Source organism: Verrucomicrobiia bacterium (assembly GCA_019634625.1).
In the GTDB taxonomy this organism is placed as follows: Bacteria; Verrucomicrobiota; Verrucomicrobiia; order Limisphaerales; family CAIMTB01; genus CAIMTB01.
On the sequence record JAHCBA010000026.1, the window covers coordinates 16,555 to 38,518 of the forward strand.

Genomic DNA, 21,964 nt, shown 5'->3' on the forward strand with positions numbered 1-21,964 from the left:
TCGGCTCGTCCGTTGCGCTACCCGCTCCGGGGGTATCCCCCGCGGACGCGGGCTCAACCCCCGGCTAATCTCTGGAAACCCTCCGGGTTTCGCCGTCGTTCGCTCCAAGGGATGGAAGAACCGCATTCTCATGTCGCCTCGAATATCTTGCCGCCGCTCCGCGGCGGGCGGGGCCTCCGGGCTTCGTCCCTCAGCCCCGGCTCCGCCTCTCCGGCCCCCGATCCGGGCGCTCCGCTCCCTCGCGGCTCCGCCGCCCCGAGCTCCTGACCTGCGGCCAAGCGAAAGCCCCGGCCGTTGCCCCGGTCGCCAGGGTCCCAGCGGTACCGGTAGGCGGCACGGCAGACGCGCGCGTGGGGGCCCCACGAGCCGCCGCGGACCACCCGGCTGGCGCCGGCCTTGGTTTCGAGGACCGGATTCACCCCCGACTCGGTCTCATACCGGTCACGCCACCCATCCCGACACCATTCCCAGACATTGCCCAGCATGTCGTACAGCCCCCACGGATTCGGGTCCTTCAGCCGGACCCGATGGGTGCCGGCCCCCTCGTGCGGGTGCCGCTTGTTCGGCCAGTCCCGGCTGTCGTGGGGATTTCTCACCTCGACATCGAGCCCACTGTTCCCTCCATACCACGCAATAGGATCCAGTTCCGGCGCATTGTTCTCGCCCTCGATGGTGATACCCCCCGTGTACAGGGCTGTGGTCGTCCCCGCCCGGCATGCGTACTCCCATTGCGCCTCAGTGGGCAATCCGAACCCCGGCCCCATGGGCAGCACCCCATCCAGCAGCCGGCAAAACGCCTCGCAGTCGGTGTGGCTCACCTGCTCGACCGGAAGGTCGACCGGCCCCTGGAAGTAGCTGGGCGAAGGATTCACCCCCCCGGCCTCGCGACCCGCCGCCTCGACCACCGCCCGCCACTGCGCCTGCGTCACCGGCGTCTCGCCCAGCCAGAACCCCCGCGACAGCGTCACCTCATGCTGCGGACCCTCCCAGTCGGCGCGGCCCGGCTCGTCCTCGGGCGATCCCATGAGAAACGTCCCCGGCGGAATCCATCGCAGCCCAAACCTCACCCCCCCCACCTCGAACTCCGCGGCGAGGCCAAACCGGTCGTACGTCATCCGCTCCGCCCATGGCGGGCGTTCGAGGGCCTCGAAGCGGACGCGATGGATATCCGAGACAAGCGTCATGGCGGTCGGTCTCTCGATCTTCGGAAGCTCAATCACCTCGCCCGGCTCCGTGATGCGGTAGCTGTGGTGTCCTCCCGCGGGCGACGGGAACCCAACATGGATCCGGGGACTCGCGGCCCGAAATCCCCCCAGCGGAACCGCTTGGCCTCCCGCGCTGCCCGACACCGCCGGGATGAGCCGCAACGACGCGAAGCGGGCCTGCCCGGCCAATTCGATCCGGTACTCGACAGGCTCGGGATAGCGGCTCGCCGCCTCGTCCGTGATCTGCCGAAAGGTCTCCTCATCGACACCTTCCGGGACGCGCACATGCACGCTCTTCAAGGCGGCATGCGCGAGGGCGAGTCCCTGGGCCACCAGTTCCCTGGCCGCGGGATCTCCCCGCATCGTCGGCGACAACCGTCCGACCATGTCGATGAACCACCTCGGAATCGCGCCCTCCGAAGGCGCCCGATCGGCGGTCGATGTCGCCAGCAACCAGAGCCGATCCACCACGGACCGGAGAATCCCCTTCGCCCTTTCCATCGCGGTGTCATCCGGCGACCCGCTCAGGCAGGCGCGCAATTCCGCCTCGACTGCAATAGCCAGGCTCACGGACCGGTGATGCTCGCGAATGAGCCTCCCAACGTCCTTGAAGAGCGCCGGGTCCTTCCTGCCCGAGGTTGAGCGACGTTGAAGCCGGCTGTCATACGACTCACCCGGGGAAAGCCCGAAGCAATCCGGCCCCCGCCAGCAGTCCGCGTGGTGCCAGGCGTCCCACTCGGTGCCGGCATCCGCACCAGCCCCCAGCCGCAGTCGGGCCGCGCGAAGCAGCGGAGCCTCGATCCGGCTGGACGGTGCCAGCAGATCCAGGAGTCCGTCCGCGGTGGAACTGTCATCCTCAATCGAAACCGCCGCCGGCTGCCGCAGACCGCCATGCCGGGGAAGGCGATGTCGCCGATCCCAGACCGCACCGGGCCAGGCCCTCGCGACCTCCTTCTTCCAGCGCCCCCTCGGACATGGCGTCAGCACTTGTATCGGGTGGCCACGAGACGCCAGATAGCCGGCCAACGCCCGCCAGGCGGCCATCGTTTCCCCGGACCGAATGAACTGTCCCAGCGCGGAGAGAAGCACAATGGGCGTTCCCGGTGGAATCCCCGCCACCTGGGCCGGTGCGGGAACCGAACGAAAGACGCGAACGCCCAACCCGCCGGCACCGCGCTCCCGCTTCAATCGCTGGATCGCCCACTCGATGTCGCACCGGAACGGGTCCATCTCCGAAGTGGCATCCCACCAGATCGCGGCCTGGGGTGCCCATGCCAGCCGCGACCGACGAGGCAGGGCCGTGACCGGCAGCCCCTCGCCGATGTGCCTCGTCAACCGGCGCAGGTCGATGCGCGTGCTGGCCGTCACCGCACCCAGCCGTCGCTTCAGGAATGGCGCCAGCCGCGCCCAAGGATTCAGAGGCCGAATCGCCGGATCCGGTACCGCCCAGTTCACCTCCAGAGCTGCATCCGAAATCGGGTTCCCCCGCGGGCGGGCACGCTTCTGGGAAGGCGTGGTCTCGGCCTTGACGGCGACGAGGAATCGCAACCGCCCGCGTTCGGCAGGGATGGAAGGTGGAACCGGCAACGACCCGCCCTGGCTTCCGCTTGCCTCGACTCCGTCGTCGGGCTTTCTCCCGGACCCGACATGACTCCCGGCCTCGGCAAGACGCTCGTACCCGAGCAAGCGCGCCATCGCCTCGAAGTCACCCGTCTTGCCTCGCAAACGAAGCAGATCCGCTCGACCGAGAGCCGGGAAGGTCTTCATACCCCGTCGGACAAGTCCTTCTTCAAGGCAAATGGGGCGATCTCCTTCAGCGCCCCGCGCTGCCGCTCCGCATCGCCAGGGTACATCTCCACCAGGGCCCGGATCAGATCGAGGAACTCCGCCGCGCCCGGGACGATCAGCGAATCCCTCGCGGCACTCGTCCGCTCGGCCAACAACTGATCCACCACGATGCGACAGACGGCGTCGTTGATCTGTTCGGGTCCCCAGAAGACCCGCGCCCGCTCCTCGATCAGGAAGTGCTCCGCCTCCTCGCGTCCCGCCGGAAATGGCATCTTCAGGACGAGGCATCGCCTCATGAACGCAGGTGGCAGTTCACGCTCGCGATTGGTCGTGATGATGACCAACGGAGCCGGCGCACCCGGCTTCAAGGCAACGGGCTTATCAAGCTGGGCCGTTCGAAATCCTCGCCCCCCCAGGGCCTCAAGAAGTCCGTTCGGAACCGAGGGATCGGCCTTGTCGATCTCGTCCACCAGCACCACCGGCCCGCACGGTCGGGCCGCATCGGGGGACCAATCGTCGGGCTTCGCAGGCACCTCGCAGGTTCGGCAATGTCTCGAAAAGGTCTCTGCCTGCCTTTGCGCATCCGCCCATGCGAATGCCCACCACAGGATGCCCGGCCGGATGAAGTTCGGCTCGGCCAGTCTTGCCCGCCAGCCATCGGCGTCCCTGCCGGCCGTCACCGCACTCACCTGGGCCTCCGCCAGCCTCGCAACCGCATCGTACGAGTACATCAGGTCGTCGCGTTCGGTGCGTTCGTCCACGACGTGATACAGGAAGGGCACTCGAACGGCCTGGGCCACGGCCCGCGCCACCTGGCTCTTCCCAATCCCCGATTCGCCTCCAAGCAGCAACGGGCGTTGCGCCGCGATCGCCGCCTGCACCGCCCAAACGGTCTGAGGATCGAACCGATGCCGGGTTGGCGGCCAGGAATCCTGCTGGGGAATCTCGATCGGCGTTGACAGGTCTGGGGAGAAGTCGAGGGGCATGGGGACTGGATTCGGACTCGGTTGGGTGAGCGTTTGCTAGGTCGCCCGGGAACTCTTCCGGGCCTCGACCTCCTCATAGATCTTCCACAGGAATCGCAGCGCCCGTACGTAATCCGTCAGCAGGCCCTGCGGGTCATCCCCGCTGGGATGAATGAGCAGGAGGTCCTCGACCTTCAGTTCGCGACGTATCAGTTCGGTCAGTTCGCGGTAGCCGTCTCCGCTGGCCACGTAAGGGGTCCGATCATCCCGGTAGGCTGCGGAAATCACCGCCTTGGCCCGATTAAACTGAATCTCGATCCGCCGGGCGTCCCCGGCATCGACAGGCTCGTCCTTCAGGATGTACCGGATGAAGTGCAGCTTGATCTCCCGGGCCAGATCGCCGGGCAGTATCCCCTTCATCACCTTGGAAACGCCAGGCATGCGAAACTCGTCGAGTGGCGGCCTTCCAAACACCTTCTCGAGCCGGGCCATGCCGCCCGCCAACGCGCAGCCGGCGACGTGAAGGAGATTGGCCGTGCGTCCTCCGCCCACTCCGATCGATTCGTCATCCGCCGGATACTCCGCACTCTGGCACCGGGCCGCTTGGCGGCTGCGGAGAACCCACTCCCGATCGACGGCCAGAACCACCAGTCCACCCGCCCATTCACCCAGCGCGCCCCAATCCAGCCGGTCTCCGTGGAAGTCCGGCAATCCGCCGACGATGGCACCGAGATGAGGACATACATCGAAGCGTCGTGAGGCGACGTCTTGCGAGAGACGCCACCTTGCCCCCTCCCACCGGACGAGTCCGGTCGTCGTTCGCTCCAGGAACTCCCGCAGGACCTGACGCCTCGCCAGAAGCGCCTCCATCTCGCTGACCGTCTGGGCGTAGATCTCGGCCAGTTGCGTTGCGTCCGGGAAACTCTCATCGACCCACTGACGGTACGCCTCCGCCGAACCCGGCGAGAGCTGGTCGGCAATGAACTGCAGTATCGCGTCCACGTTGTCGGCGATCTCCTTGATCCTGAAGAACTCCGCCAGCGTTCCGGGAGCCAGCCCGTCGGTGGCATTCCTCTCGATGACCGGCTTCACCCGTTCCCTCTCGGCTCGCCAATGGTCGAGATACATTGCACGCGAGACGATGTCCCGTATTCCCGTCGCGTCCGGCATCACCCAAGCCTTGACCTGTCGGCGGAAGCTCTCGGTGTCCTCTCCACTTCGCTTCCAGGCGATCAGGAGTTCATACATGCAGTTGGGCGACCGCAGGTAGGCCTCGCTGAGGAAGACGCACAGGAAGTCCGATGCGCCGATCGTTCGCATGAACCCGGTCAACGAGTCCCCGTGCCGAACCCGATCCGTGTCGCGAATCACCTCGACACCTCGCGACCCGAGGTGCGTGCAAAACGCATCCACGGCTCCGCGACAAGTCCCATCCCTCTCCTCCTTCCAGGAGTACGAGACCGCGACTTTGGGTTGGCCGTCGGGCGACATGGCGTTCTGGGCGATGCCCGCGTTGCCTACCCGTTTTGCCCCGCCGCCGCAAGGGCGGCAATGGGGCCAACTCCTTGCACGATGCATCCCGGAGTTGTGGGGGAGCAGGCAGCGCATCGGAGGGACGAGCTCCGCGAGTCCTCAACCCAATGCACCACACCCTTGCGGCCTCGTGGAACTCGGCCCTCCGATCTCACCACCCTGCTTCACCCTTCGGAGGGACGAGCTCCGCGAGTCCTCATTCCAATGCACCACTCCATTTCCCCCTCTCCCGTCCTCGTACTCAGCCCGAAGGGCGGTACTCGTACTCGTTCTCGTCCTCGACTCGCAGGCACACCGTTTCAGCGTCGCCTCATGGCTGGCCCGATGGGTTCGATCCTGTTCGCACCTCCCATGCCGCATGCGAACAGGGCAGGGCGATTACGAGTACGAGCACGAGCACGAGCACGAGCACGAGCACGAGCACGAGCACGAGCACGAGCACGAGTACGAGTACGAGTACGAGGTTCTGCTGCAAAAAGGCTGAGGTGCGCTGGCAGGGCAGGGACGTGGAGGGGGCAAAGGCTGGGACGGACTCTGTTGGGTGTGCACGCTGTAGCGTGTCGGGGCGGATGTGGGAGGCTCACGCTGAAGCGTGGACACCCAACGGCCCCTCCGATCCCACCTCTTCCGCTTCACCCTTCGGAGGGACGAGCTCCGCGAGTCCTCATTCCATTGCTCCACTCTCTTTCCCCCTCCCACGTCCTCGTACTCAGCCCGAAGGGCGGTACTCGTAATCGTCCTCGTCCTCGACTCGCAGGCACACCGTTTCAGCGTCGCCTCATGGCTGGCCCGATGGGTTCGATCCTGTTCGAACCTCCCATTCCGCATGCGAACAGGGCAGGGCAATTACGATTACGATTACGATTACGAGGACGAGGACGATTACGAGGACGAGTACGAGGCCCGCTGCAAGAGTCTGAGATGCGCTGGGAGGGCGGGGACGTGGTGGGGGGGGTAGAGGCTGGGTCGAACTCTGTTGGGTGTGCACGCTTTAGCGTGTCGGGGCGGATTTGGGAGGCTCACGCTGAAGCGTGGACACCCAACGGTCCCTCCGATCCCACCTCTTCCGCTTCACCCTTCGGAGGGACGAGCTCCGCGAGTCCTCATCCCAATGCTCCAATCCCTTTCCCCTTCCCCGGGACTCGTACTCAGCCCGAAGGGCGGTACTCGTACTCGTTCTCGTCCTCGACTCGCAGGCACACCGTCTCAGCGTCGCCTCCTGGCGGGTCCGATGGGTTCGATCCTGCTCGCACCTCCGATTCCGCACGCGAACAGGGCAGGGCGAGTACGATTACGATTACGAGTACCAGCGGCGCACCGGGGTCAAATCCGTACATTGACAATTCGACTCCCGAGCGTCGTTGGGGCTGCGCCCTTCCTGCTCCCCATCGAGTACGAGCACAAGTCCGAATCCCACCCTCAGGAATCCGCCTTTTGCCGCCATCCCGGAGGGATGACAGACATTCGCCCGGGGTCGAACCCCGCTCCGCGGGTTCGACCCCAGGTTCCCATCCCATTTCATCCTCACCCCGGCAGGCGCCCTTCGTTCCCCCCGGCCGATGTCGATGGTCCCCTCGGCCAACATTGCATATTTTTTCTATAGACAATGTAGCCTGATTTCTCCAACCTCTCTTCCGCGACATCGGCTCCGATGAGCGTTGCGACCCCGGACGGTGCACCGACTGGTCCTCCAGAAGTTCCCTCCATGAAATCGATCATGAGCTTGAACCTATGGAACCTACGTACTACCCGGGGCCTCTCCCGTTCGGCCCCTCGCCTCTCGGACCGGATTCGGACTCCTTGACGCCGCGGCACCCTTCCGATTCCGCCGCGACGCATCCCCCCACTGCTTCGGCGTTTTGGCGGACTTCTCAGTCCTTTTCGGAACGTCCGACTTCCCCTGCCTCCACCGGACGAACCGGGTCCGGCCCTTCGCTCCACCTTCGGGACCCCGATTCTCTGCGGGCGCCCGTTGGCTATCCGTCCAGGCCCGCCTACACCGACTGATCCCATGCAGGCCATGAAGACTCGTTATTGCAACGTCGCGGGCCCTGCCCCACGCAAGGGATTCACGCTGATCGAACTCCTGGTGGTGATCGCGATCATCGCGATTCTCGCCAGCATGCTGCTGCCTGCCCTGGCCAAGGCCAAGGGGAAGGCTCACGCCGCCTCATGCCTCTCCAACCTGCGTCAGTGGGGAGTGACGTGGCATCTGTACGGCCAGGATCACGAGGACAAGCTGCCGACGGGCTCCACCGTATCCTGGGCCCGCGGAGAATGGTTCAACGCCCTGCAGCGACGGATCGGCGAACGCAAGGATCTCCTGCTGTGCCCGGTAGCCACCCGCCGTCGCCCGATCCCGAACGCGAAGGGCTTCGAGGCCTTCGGCGGTGTGCAGTACGCCTACGAAATGGGCCTGGGCGAACACGCTGAGGGCGAAGCGGCCAGCTACGGTGCCAATCTGTGGATGTACAAGGCCGACGACGACATCCAGGGCCGCATGCGGGAATGGCATTGGGGCACCCTTACTCCCGTGGCCAACGTCACTGAGATCCCACTCATGGGCGACTCGATGTGGCGCGGCGGGGGCCCGCACTACGCCAGCCGCATCGCCTACAGTCCGCCCGAGCAACCGGGGACCTACTCCAGCATCGAGGGCTTCGCCTCATACGAGATGCAGCACTTCGCCCTGCCCCGCCACGATCGCCGGGTCCAATTCGTGTACTTCGACGGCTCCGCACGGGCGATCCGCCCGCGCCAACTGTGGGCACAGCAATGGCACCGCGAGTGGGATCCAGAGGCTTACAAGACCATTGTCTCCTTCCCCGCCTGGTTGCGCGGCAACTGACGGATTCCACCGACTCGAATCGCACCGCTGCGCCAACCCGGCGTCGCTGGCGCAAGGTGACATCCGCCGCCCGATACCTACCCCATGATACATCCCAATGACCTATGACTTTTTCGAAAGAATCCACAAACCATGCAGGTTCTGACTTGGGCCGCCGGCTGCTTCTGCTGGCCCTGGTTGTCCTTGCTCCCGTCCGGCCTGCATCGGCGGGCTCGGTGGTCCGTCTCTACTACGACAATCTCTCCGTCAGTTCCTCGCCGACAATCTTCCGCATCGGACTGGCCTCGCTCACAAACTCAACCCGGTTCCCGGACCAACCCTCGTTCCGGGAGCAGCTCGACGACTTCACGGCCCTTCCGGGGTCGCCCCTGAGGGCCGGGCTCCAGGGGAAGGACAATTCCGGCAACGACTTCGGCTCCTATATCAGGGGCTATATCGAGGCCCCAGTCACCGGAGAATATCTGTTCAACGTCGCCAGCGACGATAACTCGGCCCTCCTGTTGAGCACGGACCACACCGAGGCGAACAAGCGAACCATCGCCTTCGAGACGGAGAGCGGGGCGCCCCTGTTCGGCGGTCCGCGACAGGACCAGCGCCTTTCGGCGCCCATCTCGCTGGTGCGCGGCCGGAAGTACTACTTCGAGGTGCTTCACAAGCAGGCCGGAGGATCAAGTTACATCCAGGTCGGCTGGCAACGTCCCGACGGAGTTCAGGAGATCGTCCCCGCATTGCACCTTGCCCAGTACCCGATCGATCCCTTCCTGGGCACCGGCCAAACCGACCTCGCTCCTGTCTTTAATGTCAGGGGGCGCGAGGGCGGGAACCTGCCCGCCTCGGTAAGTCTGGAGGAGGGAAGCGCACTGCTCCTCGAGTTGGATGTGGTGGCCGCCCAACCGACCGTCTTTCGATGGACCATCGACGGCGAGGTCATCCCTGACGAGAACCTGTCCTTCCTTTCCATTCCACGGGTCCCGGCCACCCTTCACGGCAAGCGCATCGCCGCACGGGTCGAGAATGCCTTCGGCTCCCTTGATTCCGCCGTCGCGACGCTGTCCGTGAAGCCCGATACCACCCGCCCCTCCGTCATCGGAGTCGAGACAGGGGGGAATCCGAATCTCCTGCGGATCACCTACAGCGAACCCGTGGAGCCCGCATCGGCGCTCGATGTCGCCAACTACGAGGTCCGGAGCGTCGGGGGGGACACCTTGACCGTCGGGTCCGCCGTGTCCGTTTCGGGCGACCGGGTCGTGGAGCTATCGGGCGCGTTCGGTTTCCGGGCCGGGGTGGATTACCATGTCACGGTTCGAAACGTACGCGACCGGGCCACTGCCCCCAATCCGATTGCGCCGGATCCCACCACGGTGGCGTTCGTCTTCTCCGCGCCGATCGGGACCACTTACACCTTCGATGGGGGACGTCCGTCCGGATTCCGATTCTTCGGGTCCGCCGATGTCATCTCGACCGGAAGTCACGACGGCAGCGGCTTCCTGCAACTCACCGACGCCTTCCGGAATCGAAACGGCGCCGTTCTCCTGGAGGAGCGCCGCGATGTGGACCAGGTCCGAATCCGGTTCAAGGCCCGGTTCGGGGACGGGGATTCGACCAGCGGTCTCGATCTTCCGGGCGACGGAATGAGCGTCAACGTGGCCGGAGATCTCCCCCTGGGAACGCTCACCGCACCGGAGGAGGGATTTGCACCCGACGTGCCCGGGGACCGGATCGCCTTCACCTTCGACACTCATCCCGACAGCTCCATCGATCCCGTGGCCTTTGGCGTTGTCTTCAACAACCAGGTTCTCACAAACGTTCTCGCGGGCACGAACGGTTTAACCCTGAACGGCATTCCGCCCATCACCCGACTCGATGGGCGCTGGGTGGACGTGGACATCGACCTTCGCCGCAACGGACTCCTCACCCTGCGCTTCGACGGTGTCACGATTCTGGACGAGTTCCCCACCCCGTTTGAGATCGTACGCAACGCCCAGATCGGATTGGCAGCACGCACGCGGTCGTGGTTCCAGACCCACTGGATCGACGACCTCAACATCAATTACGGCGAGGGAGACATCGGCGATGTCGGCCTCTCCTCCGACAGTATTCTCGGCGGCGAATTCCCGGAGGGTTCCGAGGTGCGACTCGAGGCCCTGCCCGTCGGGGCGGGACCGTTCGTATACGAATGGGTCAGGAACGGAGTGGCGATCCCGAACGAATCCTCTCGCATCCTCCGATTCCCCGCCACCGCCGGGGCCGGCGGCCAGTTCTCGGTTCGCGTTCGCAATGCGTTCAGCGAGTTCACCAGCGAGCCCCGAAGCGTCTCCGTCCTGGCGGATCTGCAACCGCCCGAATTGATCGCGATCCGCGGACTGGCCGGCGGCGTGAACCGTATCGAACTGACCTTCGACGAACCGCTCGATCCCGTCACCGCAACGGATCCGGCGACGTACTCCTCGCCTCTGCTTCGGGTCGGCTCCGCCACGCTGGGCGCGGATGGGCGAACCGTCGTCCTCGAGACAACGCCGCAACGCGTGGGCATCACCTATCCCGTGGTCATCCGGGGTCTTCGAGACCGGGCTGTCGCCGGCAATTCGTTGAACACTGATGTGTCGTTCGTCTCGGCCATCACCTATCGGGACGAGGTACTCGCCGACCAGCCGACGCGCTTCTTTCGGTTCGAGGAGACTTCCGGCACGGTGGCGTTCACCGAGGCGGTCGCCGGAGACCGAGCCAACACCAACGGCACCTACATCAATCTGCCCATACTCGGGGTTCCCAGCCTGGTGCCGTCGGCGACCGGTGAGTTCGCCGTGCATCTCGTCGGCGCCCAAACGAATTACATCGCGGTTCCGAACGGGGGGGACATCAACGACTTCCGGGGACCCTGGGCCAAGAAGACGGTCGAGTTCTGGTTCCGGGCCCACAGCGTCCCGCCTCCCGGCGCCACATCGTTGCCGCACAATACCGCAGGTCTGTACGAGGAGGGTGGCGGACAACGCAGCATTCACCTGCACCTCTGGCGCGATCCCGCCAAGAGCAATCCCGCCGAGTCGGAGTTGGTGTTTCATGCCTTCAACGACGGCCCCGACGGTCCCGGCGCCCCCTTCGGCATTCGTCAGTTCGATCCGGTGTATGTCACCCACACCATCCGCACCAACGTGACTTACCACGTCGTGGGAGTCTTCGACGGCCGGACCGACAGCCTCGACGGCGAGCTGAGACTCTATATCGACAGCGAGTTGGTGGCACGATCCACCAACGGCGTCGGGCAAATCTACAATCACAACGGCGACGTCCGGATCGGAAGCGGCAGCGCGCGGACCTTCTTCAACGTCAGCGCAGCGTTCGGCCCGCTCGACGGCATCATCGACGACTTATCCCTGTACAACACCGTGCTCTCCGAGGAGCGCATCCGAGCGCGCTACCTGGCCGGCATCGGGGCCAGTTTGGCGGCGACGAACCCGCCGACGATCATCGAGTCCGTCGATCCGCGCGGACACCCGCGCCGCGTCAACGTCGTCTTCAACCAGCCCGTCGGTCCGCAATCGGCGAATCGCGTTGAGAACTACTCTCTGCGCACGGACCAGGGAACCGTCCTGGCCATCGGATCCGCCCAATTGCAGGACGACCTCGTCACGGTCCGGCTCGACGGTCCCTTCGACTTCGCCGCCGGAGGTCGGTACGAACTCACAGTGCAGGACGTCGCCGACATCCTCGCACCCGAAAACGTTGTGGTCCCAACCACTGTGGCGTTCTCGTTTGCGTCGGAGGGACCCGTGGCGATCGGGACCGGTAGCGACCTGGGCGCCAGGCAGATCGTCGAGAACCAGACCGCGCGCTTCTCAGTCGTTCCCGCCGGGCAGCCGCCCTTCACCTTCCAGTGGACACGAAACGGTGTCCCTCTCGAAGGAGAGAACGGGTCGGCCCTGGAGTTCGAGGCGACGATCGCCTCGGCGGGCGAATACTCGGTCGTGGTCAGCAACGAGTTCAGCTTCGTCGTCGGCCCCCCCGCCTCGTTGACCGTTGTGCCGGACATCGTGGCTCCAGCGTTGGTGGGCGTTCGTGGCCTGTCCGGTTCGCTCAACCAGGTCCGGCTGCGCTTCAGTGAACCGCTGGACCCCCTTACCGCCGCAAACCCTGCCACGTACCGGATTGCCGGGCTGAACCTCGTTGAGGCCGTCTTGTCGGCCGACGGGCGCGAAGTCGTCCTCGAAACCTCGCCGCAGACTCACGGCACGCGGTATTCGGTCTCGGTCGAAGGATTACGCGACCGGGCCTTCATCCCGAATGCCCTCACCACCACTGCCAGTTTCGTCTCGGCGGTGAGTTATCGGGACGAGATTCTGGCCGAGAATCCAGTGCGCTACTGGCCGTTGAACGAGACCTCGGGCGGAAACTTCTTCACTCTGGTCTCCCGATTCGACCAGGTGCCGGAGAACTTGGTGGGAATCATTACCAACGGCCCCACCCTCGGTGTTCCAAGCCTGGTCTCCAACCTGCCGACCGATACCGCGATCGGATTTCGCGGCGATAGCCTGAACTACCTGCATCTGCCCAACGGCAGAGATATCAACGCGCTTCTGGGCCCATGGGCCAAGCGAACCCATCTCTTCCACTTCCGTGCCGATTCGCTCCCGCGGATCACCGACGGAACCAACGTCGCCGCGCCGGCGATCTTCGGGCACGACCGCATCGGCATCTACCTTTACGGAACCCAGGACACCAACGCGCCCACCGAGGCCCTGCTGGTCTTCACCGCGCACAATAGCGTCAGCGAGGGACCGGCAAGTCCCTGGGGCGCCCTCAGTGGAAATCCCGACACCGCCAAGTTCGTCTCGGTACCCGTCCAGGCCGGGCGGGTGTACCACGTCGCCGCGGTGCTCGACGGTTCCGCCACCACGTTCACCGGTCAATTGCGCCTCTATCTGGACGGTGAACTCGTCGGAGTCGTCGGGGGCATCGGCCAGATCTACAAGCATCCCAACACCCGAATCGGGTTGGGCAGCGCTCCGTTCCGCCGTCACGACGGCATCAACACCTCGATCGATCCCTCATCGGCCAATCGCAACGAGAGTCTCGATGGGGTCATCGACGAGTTCGTCATCATCGACCGCGCACTGTCCGCGGCGCGCATAGCGGAACTCCATCGACTCGCACAGATCCCGCCCCCGGAAGACAACGGGAGCGGTCCGCCCCGGATTACCTCGGTGGGGATCCAGGCGGGAAACGTGGTTGTGGCTTGGGAAGGTCCTGGGCAGTTGCAGCGCAGCGATGCTCCCGACGGTCCGTTCGTCACCGTACCCGGGGCCACCAATCCACACACCGAACCGGTGGACGCGGCACGGCGCTTCTATCGAATCGCGCGGTAGTCCGATTCGTTCATCGAACACCCGCAAACCGTCGCCAACCTATCGTGAACACTCACCTTCCTATTCGGCGTCCTTCGTGCCGCCGTTCCTCGGCGAGGGCCCGTTATTCGTATCGCGCCTCCGCCTGGGCGGTTCGACCGACTTGGCGTTTCCCCATCCATCCACCGACAAACCCCAACCTTCCCCCGGTCCCCGAGGCACCCCCTGCCAAAGGGATCGGGGTCACTCAACCTCCGAATTCCTGCAACCTTAGCAACATTAGCATCCCTACCATGATATCCTTCCGATCATCCAGCAGGCTGCGGCTCGCCGCGATCCTGCTCTGCATTGTCTTCCCGATCGCCACTGCCGTCATGGGGGCGCCCAGAAGGGCCTCCATCGCGCCCGAGGAACTCGAGTTCTTCGAGAAGAAGATCCGACCCGTTCTCGCGAACAGTTGCTATGAGTGCCACTCGGAGGAAAAGGACGCCATGAAAGGCGACCTTGTCCTCGACACCCGCGACGGAATTCGGGCCGGAGGCGAGCGGGGGCCCGCCGTCGTTCCCCGGAACCTCGATGACAGCATCCTCCTCCGGGCCATCCGCCAGGAGGGGCGGCTTCGAATGCCACCGGACAATCGCGGCGGTCCACTGCCCGACGATGTCATCGCCGACTTCGAGAAGTGGATCTCGATGGGGGCGCCGGACCCTCGAAACTCAGCCAGCGTTGGGGGAGCCGCTTCGTCGCGTCCCGAACGGGAAGTCGATTGGGACAAGGAACGCGAGTTCTGGGCCTATAAGAGACCGGAGCCCACCCCCGCGCCGACCGTGACGGATGCCGAGTGGCCCTACAGCGACATCGATCGCTTCGTGCTCGCAAAGCAAGAGGAGCGTGGTATCCGACCCGTGGCCGACGCCGACACCCGATCTTTGGTAAGGCGGGTGTACTACGATCTTACCGGGCTGCCTCCGACCCCCGAGGAACTGGAGACCTTCGCCAGCGACGATTCGCCCGATGCCTTCGAAAGGCTGGTGGATCGGTTGATCGCCTCCGAACGGTTCGGTGAAAAGTGGGGCCGCCATTGGCTCGACGTGGCCCGTTACGGCGAGTCCACCGGGCTCGACCGCAACCTCAACTATCCGTACGCGTTCAGATACCGGAACTACGTGATCGACGCGCTCAACAAGGACACACCCTACGATCGATTCATTCTCGAGCAGCTCGCGGGAGACCTTCTACCCGCCAGAAACCAGGAGCATCGGGATGAGCTCACGATTGCCACCGGCTTTCTCGCCGTCGGGCCCAAGGGCATGAACGAGACACGACCGAAGTACTTCAAGTGGAACGTCGTGGACGACCAGATCGACGTCACGACCCGCGGGTTTCTCGGGCTCACCGTGAGCTGCTCCCGTTGCCACGATCACAAGTTCGATCCCATCCCCACCCGCGACTACCACGCCCTGGCCGGGATCTTCTCCAGCAGCGAGACCCTGCATGGCACCGTGAGAGGACGGGGAAATCGACGCCCTTCGCTCCTGGTCGGACTCGCCGGAAATCCCGACCGGCCGGTGCTCTTCGGCAATGGACCCACCCCGAACAACACAAGGAACACGAACGCCTTCTTCAACCTCGGTTCCAGAACCAACGGGCCCGCCGCCGGAACGAATGCCGCCCGGGCGCGCGCCCCTCGCACGCGCTCCACCAACAGCGAGCCGGTGGAACGTGTGCCCGCACGAGGACCCTATGCCATGGCCGTTCGGGACCTCGACGAACCTGTGGACGCGCCGCTGTACTTCCGGGGCGATCTCTCCAAGCCACGCGGCATCGTCCCCCGTGGGTACCTTCGAATCCTATCGCTCCCCGGGGCCCCTGCCATTCCAGAGGACAGCAGCGGGCGACTCCAACTGGCCCAGTGGATCATCCATCCGGACAATCCGTTGACCGCCCGGGTGATGGTCAATCGCGCGTGGCAGCACCTTTTCGGCGAGGGCATCGTCGGCACACCGGACAACTTCGGAGAACTGGGCAGCCGTCCCACGCATCCCGAGCTACTCGACCATCTGGCCCTCAAGTTCGTCATCGAGCAGCGGTGGTCGGTCAAGCAACTGGTTCGTTCCCTGGTCCTGACCCGCACCTACCGCCTGGGCACCCAGGTCGATGCCAGGGCCAACGAAATCGACCCGGAGAACACCCTTCTCTGGCGGGCCACTCCTCGGCGACTGACCGCCGAAGCCCTTCGCGACACAATCCTCGCCTCCAGCGGACGACTCGATCTCGAACGCCCCGAGACCTCCGTCACCGCGGAGTTCGGCGACGGATACTACGGCGACAACATCTGGCCCGACGACTTCCCGGCCGAGTATCTCAAGCGCAGCGTTTATCTGCCCGTACCCCGGGATCTGGTGCCCGAGTCGCTGGCGCTCTTCGACTTCCCGAATCCAAGCCTGATCACCGCCCGTCGGGAGAACACCATCTCGCCAAGCCAGGCCCTCTTTCTGATGAACAATCCGTTCGTCCAGACCGAGGCGCTTCATCTGGCGCGGCGCGTTCTGCTCGAACGCGGCGGCTCGGACACGGATCGCCTCCGGGAGATCTACCGCATCGCGCTCCTGCGCGAGCCAAAGACGGAGGAGATCGCTCGGGCCCGGGAGTTTATCGTCAACCAGGTCCGGACCTTCGCCGAAAGCGATCCGGGATGGCATGACGCCGAGGGATCCGACGTGGAGCCCACGGTCCTGCTCGTCCCATCGCAATCCGTCCGGGCCGACGGAAGGCCCGCCGAGATCGTCCGTCGGACAAGACAGCACATCGCGGCCCCCGAGCCGGCCAGTCCTCGCGAGTCGGCATGGACACTTCTCACTCAAGCGGTCTTCGCGAGCGCGGAGTTTCGCTACCTCGACTGAGTCAACCCGAACCTCAACCAACCAAAGCAATCCCTCATCATGAATCCCATCAAGACCAACACTCCCTTCCGCTGCGACGATCGCCTCCCCGGAGTCGTCTCCCGCCGCAACCTTCTGAAAACGCTTACCACCGGTTTCGGGTACATGGCCTTCGCCGGACTGGCGACGCGGTCCGCCCTGGCTGACGCCGCGGCAGATACCACTCCCGGCAAGAGTCTCCTACTGCCCCGCGAGCCGCACTTCACCCCGCGCGCCAAGCGGGTGATCTTCCTCGGTATGCAGGGAGCGCCGTCCCCGATGGACACGTTCGAATACAAACCCAAGCTCAAGGAAGACGACGGCAAGCCCGGGAGGGTCGATTCCGACCGGGTGGTCATTGGCTCGCCCTTCGAGTTCAAGCAGCATGGCCAGAGCGGCGCCTGGGTCTCCGAGCTGTTTCCCCATGTGTCCACCAAGGTGGACGAACTCACATTCCTGCGAGGCATGTGGACCGACGCCCCCGCATTGCATCCCCAGGCCTGGCCCGCCATGCATACCGGCAGCCCGTTGTTCGTTCGTCCGTCCATGGGATCCTGGATTCTGTACGGCCTGGGAACGGAAAACCAAAACCTGCCCGGCTTCGTGTCGATCAAGCCGACTCTGTCCATCGGCGGCGGGCAATCCTACGAGTCGGCCTTTCTCCCTTCGGTGTTCTCGGCCACTCGAATCGGGGATTCCAAGACGCCCATCGAGAAGTGCCGGGTCAGCAACATCGCGAACGAGCATCCCACGGCCCGCAGTCAGCGAAGCCAGCTCGATCTGCTCCAGGCGATGAATCGCGATTACCTCGATAGAGGGCACCTGGACCAACAGGTCGAAGGCGTCATCGAATCCTACGAACTCGCTTTCAAAATGCAGGTCGAGGTTCCCGACATCACCGACCTTTCCCAGGAATCCCAATCAACCTTCGACCTCTACGGAATCGGCACGGACGAGACGGACGACTTCGGCCGGCAGTGCCTGCTCGCCCGGCGCCTCGCCGAGGCCGGCGTCCGATTCGTCGAAGTCTGCTATGACGACTGGGATCATCACGGGCTGCTCTACAGCGGTCTCAAGAAGAGCTGCAAGGCCACCGATCAACCCATCGCCGCGCTGCTGACCGATCTCGATCAACGCGGGCTCCTCGACGATACCCTGGTTCTCTGGGGCGGAGAATTCGGTCGCACCCCTGACTGCCCGAGGCCGGACGGGCGCGATCACAACGGCAAGGGATGGACCATGTGGATGGCAGGCGGTGGAGTGAAGAAGGGATTCTCCTACGGCGAGACCGACGACTACGGAGTCGAGGCCCTCTCCGGACGGATGAACTATCACGACCTCCACGCCACCATGTTGCACCTGCTCGGCCTCGACCATGAACGCCTGACCTACCGGTACGGCGGACGAGACTTCCGACTGACCGACGTCGCCGGCGACGTTCACAAGGAAATCTTCGCCTGAAGGATCGGGATCGACGCCGACTATCGGCGTGAGCTCGGAATCCCGCGCCTCCCGCACCGTGGCCTCGATCGGAGGGACGGTGCGGGATTTTACTTTTCCGGACTCCACCCGGCAATGCGTCGGCGCGCTTCGTCCGCCAGGGTCGTGCTGAGGTATCGCTCCCCTGTGCTGCATCCAATCGTGACGATCAGCTTTCCCGCGTTCTCCGGTCGTGCCGCAACCTGCAGGGCCGCGATGACGTTGGCCCCGGTGGAAATGCCGGCGAGGATTCCCTCCTCTGCTGCCAGCCGCCGGGCTGTCAGAACGGCCTCCTCGCTGGACACGGCGATCACCTCGTCCAGTAGGGCGAGGTTCAGATTCTTCGGCACGAATCCGGCACCGGTCCCCTGAATTCTGTGAGGTCCCGGCTTGATCGGCTCACCCCTCAAGGTCTGCCCGATCACGGGCGACTCACTAGGTTCCACGGCGATGACCCGAAAACCCGGTTTTCGCTCCTTGAGGACTTCCCCCACCCCCGTAATCGTCCCCCCCGTCCCCACTGCGGATACCAGGATGTCCACTCGTCCGTCGGTATCGGACCAGATTTCCTCCGCCGTCGTCCGCCGATGGATCTCGGGATTTGCCGGATTCTCGAACTGTTGGGGCATCCAGGCCCCGGGCGTGGTTCGCACCAGTTCCTCGGCCCGGCGGACCGCTCCCTTCATGCCGTCGCCGGACGGAGTGAGAACCAGTTCCGCTCCAAGCAACGCGAGGAGGGTCCTGCGCTCGACACTCATGCTTTCCGGCATCGTCAGCACGAGTCGGTAGCCGCGCGCGGCCGCCACGAAAGCCAACGCGATCCCCGTATTGCCTGATGTGGCTTCGATCACCGTGGTATCGGGGGTCAGGTGTCCGGAGCGTTCCGCCGCGTCGATCATCGCCAGGCCGATGCGATCCTTGACACTTCCGAGGGGGTTCGAGAACTCCCCCTTGATCGCAACGGTAGCCTTGAGTGCGGAGGTCACTCGGTTGAGCCTAACCAAGGGCGTGCGGCCGATGGTGGAGAGGATGTCGGATTGGATGGGCATGAGAGGATTCGTGCTTGAGGTTGGGTCGAAGGCACCGGTCCGGTCGGTGCAGACATGGAAAGGATGCTGCGTTCAGGGGAATGCCCGGGCGTACCCGCTCGGGCCAAGGTTCCTGGCGGGCGCCTCCTCGCGCATCAGGGCGCGGAGCCCCTGGCCTCGTCGCGGCCCGGTGAGTGCGAAAACCGAATTCGTTCGTGTCGCTCGATCTGCACGATGCGGGAGTGATGCACCGTGATCTCCACCGATCCGAACTCCAACCCTTTCAGGGCAGTCAGAACCGAGTCGGCAAGTTCCTGTGGCATCCCATGGCTCAGGCGGGTGGAAACGGGGTTGGGCATCGCCCCCGCCTTTGGGCGTTCGTTGTTCTCGGGTGCACTCATGGCATGGTCGGATAGTTCCAGGGGTTGGTTCTCGGATGGAATCGTTCGGGGTCCGCGGGACACAATCGTACCGGTCACTCATCCGCTACCGCCGTCGGTATCTACGGTGGCCAGCCCCACTCTCCTGATCTCCAGTTGCTGGAGCACATCAAGCACGTCGATCATGTGCTGGTAGTCCACTTCGTCCGCGCCTTGGACCACGACGGCGGTGTCCGGATCGGTGGCTTTCAACCGTTCCAACCGCACCTTCAACAACGGCACGGTCAACAGTTCCTCGTTCAGGTAAGTCCGCCCGTCCGCCTCCACCACGATTCGATTGATCTGCGGCGGGGGAGCGGTCGGATCCGCCGGCGGGATCGGCTGGCCGGAGGGCAGGGCCATCTCCAGATTGTTCATCATCTGCGGGGTGGTGATGATGAAAATGATGAGCAGCGAGAACACCAGGTCGAGCAGCGGCGTCACGTTCAGCTCGTTGAGCGAGTGGTGGGACTTGCGCGAAAACTTCTTCATGGCCGCGGCTCCTCGGTGACTTCCTGGACATCGAACCGCACGAGGACCCGCGCCGGGAAGTCTTCCGGGGGGGGCCGGTTGACCGATGGCGTGGCCGCGATCGCGGCCCTCACACTCTCGTCCCAGCGGGCATGGCCGGACGACCTTTTCCACGACGGATCGGAGATCCGGCCCGTACGATCGATGCCCACCTCGACCTCGGCGACAAAGGTGTTGTCCGCCACGTCCACCGGACGGTTCCACCGGGAGCGCAGGGCGTATTCGACGACGCCTTTGTACAGTTGCAGCGGGTCCGTGGAAACCTGCACCGCGCGGCCGCCCTCGAAGGCGAACGACGGAAGCTGCGCGGCCGGCGGTGCAACGGCCGGTGGTGCAGTGAGTGCGGCGGGCGGCGGTGTTTGGGCCGGCGGCGCCACGGCGGTCCGGACGTTGACTTCCGGCTCGGGTTCCGGCGGCAACTCGTCCAGGGGCACTTCGGGGGCGGGTTCCGGCCCGGGTTCGTCCGGTGGCTCCGGCTCCGACTCCTTGATCATCTGCACGGCGATCGTCTTGAGTTGGGTGCCGAGCAACCCCTCGCGCGCCGCGAAGTAAAACAAGCCCAGCAGGATCGCGCCGTGAAACACGAAGGAGATGAGCAGGTTGACCTTCGACGAGTTGCGGCGTTTCCGGGGTTTGGTTTGCGGCACCATGCGACGGATCCCCGTTCAGTTCAGCGGTTCGGTGGCCAGTTCCACCTTCACCACGTTGGCCTGCTGGCAGGCGTCCAGGACAGCGCGGATCTCCCGATACTTGGTCCGGCCGTCGCCGCGCACGATCACGTTCAAATCCGGATCGTCGATCCGCAACGCCACCAGTTGCTGAGGTAGCGAAGCCAGCTCCACCTCCTGCCGGTTCAGGAAGATCCGCCCGCCCGCCTCGACGGTGATGAAGTTGGCCTTGGGCGGCGGATCCTTCGGTCGCTGGGAGGCGGCGGGCAGTGCGACATCCAGGTCGTTCACCAGCGGTGTGGTGGTGACAATGAAAATCACCAGCAACACGAACGCCAGGTTCAACAGCGGCACGATGTTCAGTTCCGTCACCGCCACATGCGCTGTCCTCGAGCACTTCTTCATGGGTTTGGTGAGTGCGGTCAGCCCGCGTGAGCCGCCAGCGCGTCGGACGGGGCATTCGCCGGTCCGGCCCGGCGGATGGCATCGACAATCTTCTCCTCGAGGTTGCGATTCTCCACGTAGGCGTGCTCGATCTGCACGGCGAACCGGCTGGCGAAGCTGTCCAGCTCCTGGGTGATCGCCCGCAATGAAGTGACCATGTAGTTGTAGGCAAACATCGCGGGAATGGCCACCAGCAGACCGACCACGGTGGTGAGGAGCGCACCCGCCACGCCGGGAGCCATCGCGGTCAGGCTGGCGGCGTTGGCGATGGCGACCCCCGCGAAGGTGTCCATCACACCCCAGACCGTACCCAACAGACCGATGAACGGCCCGCCCGCCACCGCCGTGGACAGCACAATCATCCCCTTCTCGAGCGCCAACCCCTCCGAGCCGGCGGCTTCTTCCAGAGTTACCTTGACGGCCTCGAAGGAGCCGGTGCTGATCCGGGTTTGTCCCTTGATGTCCCGACCGTTGTTGGTGAGTTGATAGTCCAGTTCGTCCGCCCCGCGGATATAGAGCTGGTAGATCGGCGCCCCTTCGAATTCCTCACCTCTGCGGCGGATGTCGAGCGGATCGCGGGTCGTTTCGTAGGCAGCCAGGAATCGCTTGGCCCACTTCCGGGCGATCACTAACTGCCGCAACTTGGTGATGATCACGGTCCAACTGAAAAGCGACAACAAGATGAGTGCAAGAATGGTCAGCTTGCCTTCAAGGGTCGCTTTCTCGAAGGCGAACTGCAACGCACCGGACGCGAGCAAGGGGGCGAAGGATAGTGAAGTCATGAGATGGGAAT

The 21,964-nt window shown here is 64.7% G+C and carries 12 protein-coding genes and 1 pseudogene; 4 read left to right on the forward strand and 9 right to left on the reverse strand.

What is annotated here, in order from left to right; all coding sequences use genetic code 11:
* Positions 1–128 precede the first annotated feature (128 nt).
* Genes KF833_15320 through KF833_15330 form a run of 3 tightly spaced genes read right to left on the reverse strand, consistent with a single transcriptional unit; the run spans position 129 to position 5,449 of the window.
* Positions 129–2,972 carry a formylglycine-generating enzyme family protein gene (locus KF833_15320; protein MBX3746678.1) on the reverse strand — a complete coding sequence of 948 codons (2,844 nt, stop codon included), beginning with the start codon at positions 2,970–2,972 and terminating at the stop codon, positions 129–131.
* On the reverse strand, positions 2,969–3,979 hold the full coding sequence (locus KF833_15325; protein MBX3746679.1) for a MoxR family ATPase: 1,011 nt from the start codon (positions 3,977–3,979) through the stop codon (positions 2,969–2,971). The genes KF833_15320 and KF833_15325 overlap by 4 nt, the downstream gene beginning before the upstream one ends.
* A gap of 36 nt (positions 3,980–4,015) precedes the next feature.
* Positions 4,016–5,449, reverse strand: coding sequence for a toll/interleukin-1 receptor domain-containing protein (locus tag KF833_15330; protein MBX3746680.1), 1,434 nt, complete (start codon positions 5,447–5,449; stop codon positions 4,016–4,018).
* Between the two features lie 2,062 nt (positions 5,450–7,511).
* On the opposite strand from KF833_15330, the pseudogene KF833_15335 reads away from it, so the two are divergent.
* The 4 genes and pseudogenes from KF833_15335 (at position 7,512) to KF833_15350 (ending at position 18,063) form a co-directional block, all read left to right on the forward strand.
* Positions 7,512–7,685: pseudogene (locus KF833_15335) on the forward strand (type II secretion system protein).
* Positions 7,686–8,485: 800 nt separating this feature from the next.
* Entirely contained in the window at positions 8,486–13,702 is a 5,217-nt protein-coding gene (locus KF833_15340) for a hypothetical protein (protein MBX3746681.1), read from the forward strand.
* Between the two features lie 272 nt (positions 13,703–13,974).
* On the forward strand, positions 13,975–16,584 hold the full coding sequence (locus KF833_15345) for a PSD1 domain-containing protein (protein ID MBX3746682.1): 2,610 nt from the start codon (positions 13,975–13,977) through the stop codon (positions 16,582–16,584).
* A gap of 39 nt (positions 16,585–16,623) precedes the next feature.
* Positions 16,624–18,063 (forward strand): DUF1501 domain-containing protein, encoded by a 1,440-nt coding sequence (locus KF833_15350; GenBank protein ID MBX3746683.1) that lies wholly within the window; start codon positions 16,624–16,626, stop codon positions 18,061–18,063.
* Positions 18,064–18,152: 89 nt separating this feature from the next.
* Here KF833_15350 and cysK read toward each other — a convergent pair whose 3' ends face one another.
* The 6 genes from cysK to KF833_15380 form a co-directional block, all read right to left on the reverse strand.
* Entirely contained in the window at positions 18,153–19,130 is a 978-nt protein-coding gene (cysK, locus tag KF833_15355) for a cysteine synthase A (GenBank protein MBX3746684.1), read from the reverse strand.
* A 134-nt stretch (positions 19,131–19,264) separates the two neighbouring features.
* Positions 19,265–19,432 carry a YezD family protein gene (locus KF833_15360; GenBank protein MBX3746685.1) on the reverse strand — a complete coding sequence of 56 codons (168 nt, stop codon included), beginning with the start codon at positions 19,430–19,432 and terminating at the stop codon, positions 19,265–19,267.
* Between the two features lie 156 nt (positions 19,433–19,588).
* Positions 19,589–20,020, reverse strand: a complete 432-nt coding sequence (locus tag KF833_15365; GenBank protein MBX3746686.1) for a biopolymer transporter ExbD — start codon at positions 20,018–20,020, stop codon at positions 19,589–19,591.
* Complete coding sequence (locus KF833_15370) at positions 20,017–20,709, reverse strand: TonB C-terminal domain-containing protein (GenBank protein MBX3746687.1); 693 nt, start codon at positions 20,707–20,709, stop codon at positions 20,017–20,019. The genes KF833_15365 and KF833_15370 overlap by 4 nt, the downstream gene beginning before the upstream one ends.
* A 15-nt stretch (positions 20,710–20,724) precedes the next feature.
* Positions 20,725–21,132: a biopolymer transporter ExbD gene (locus tag KF833_15375; protein ID MBX3746688.1), complete on the reverse strand. Its 408-nt coding sequence runs from the start codon at positions 21,130–21,132 to the stop codon at positions 20,725–20,727.
* 17 nt (positions 21,133–21,149) lie between these two features.
* Entirely contained in the window at positions 21,150–21,929 is a 780-nt protein-coding gene (locus KF833_15380; protein ID MBX3746689.1) for a MotA/TolQ/ExbB proton channel family protein, read from the reverse strand.
* Between the last annotated feature and the right edge of the window lie 35 nt (positions 21,930–21,964).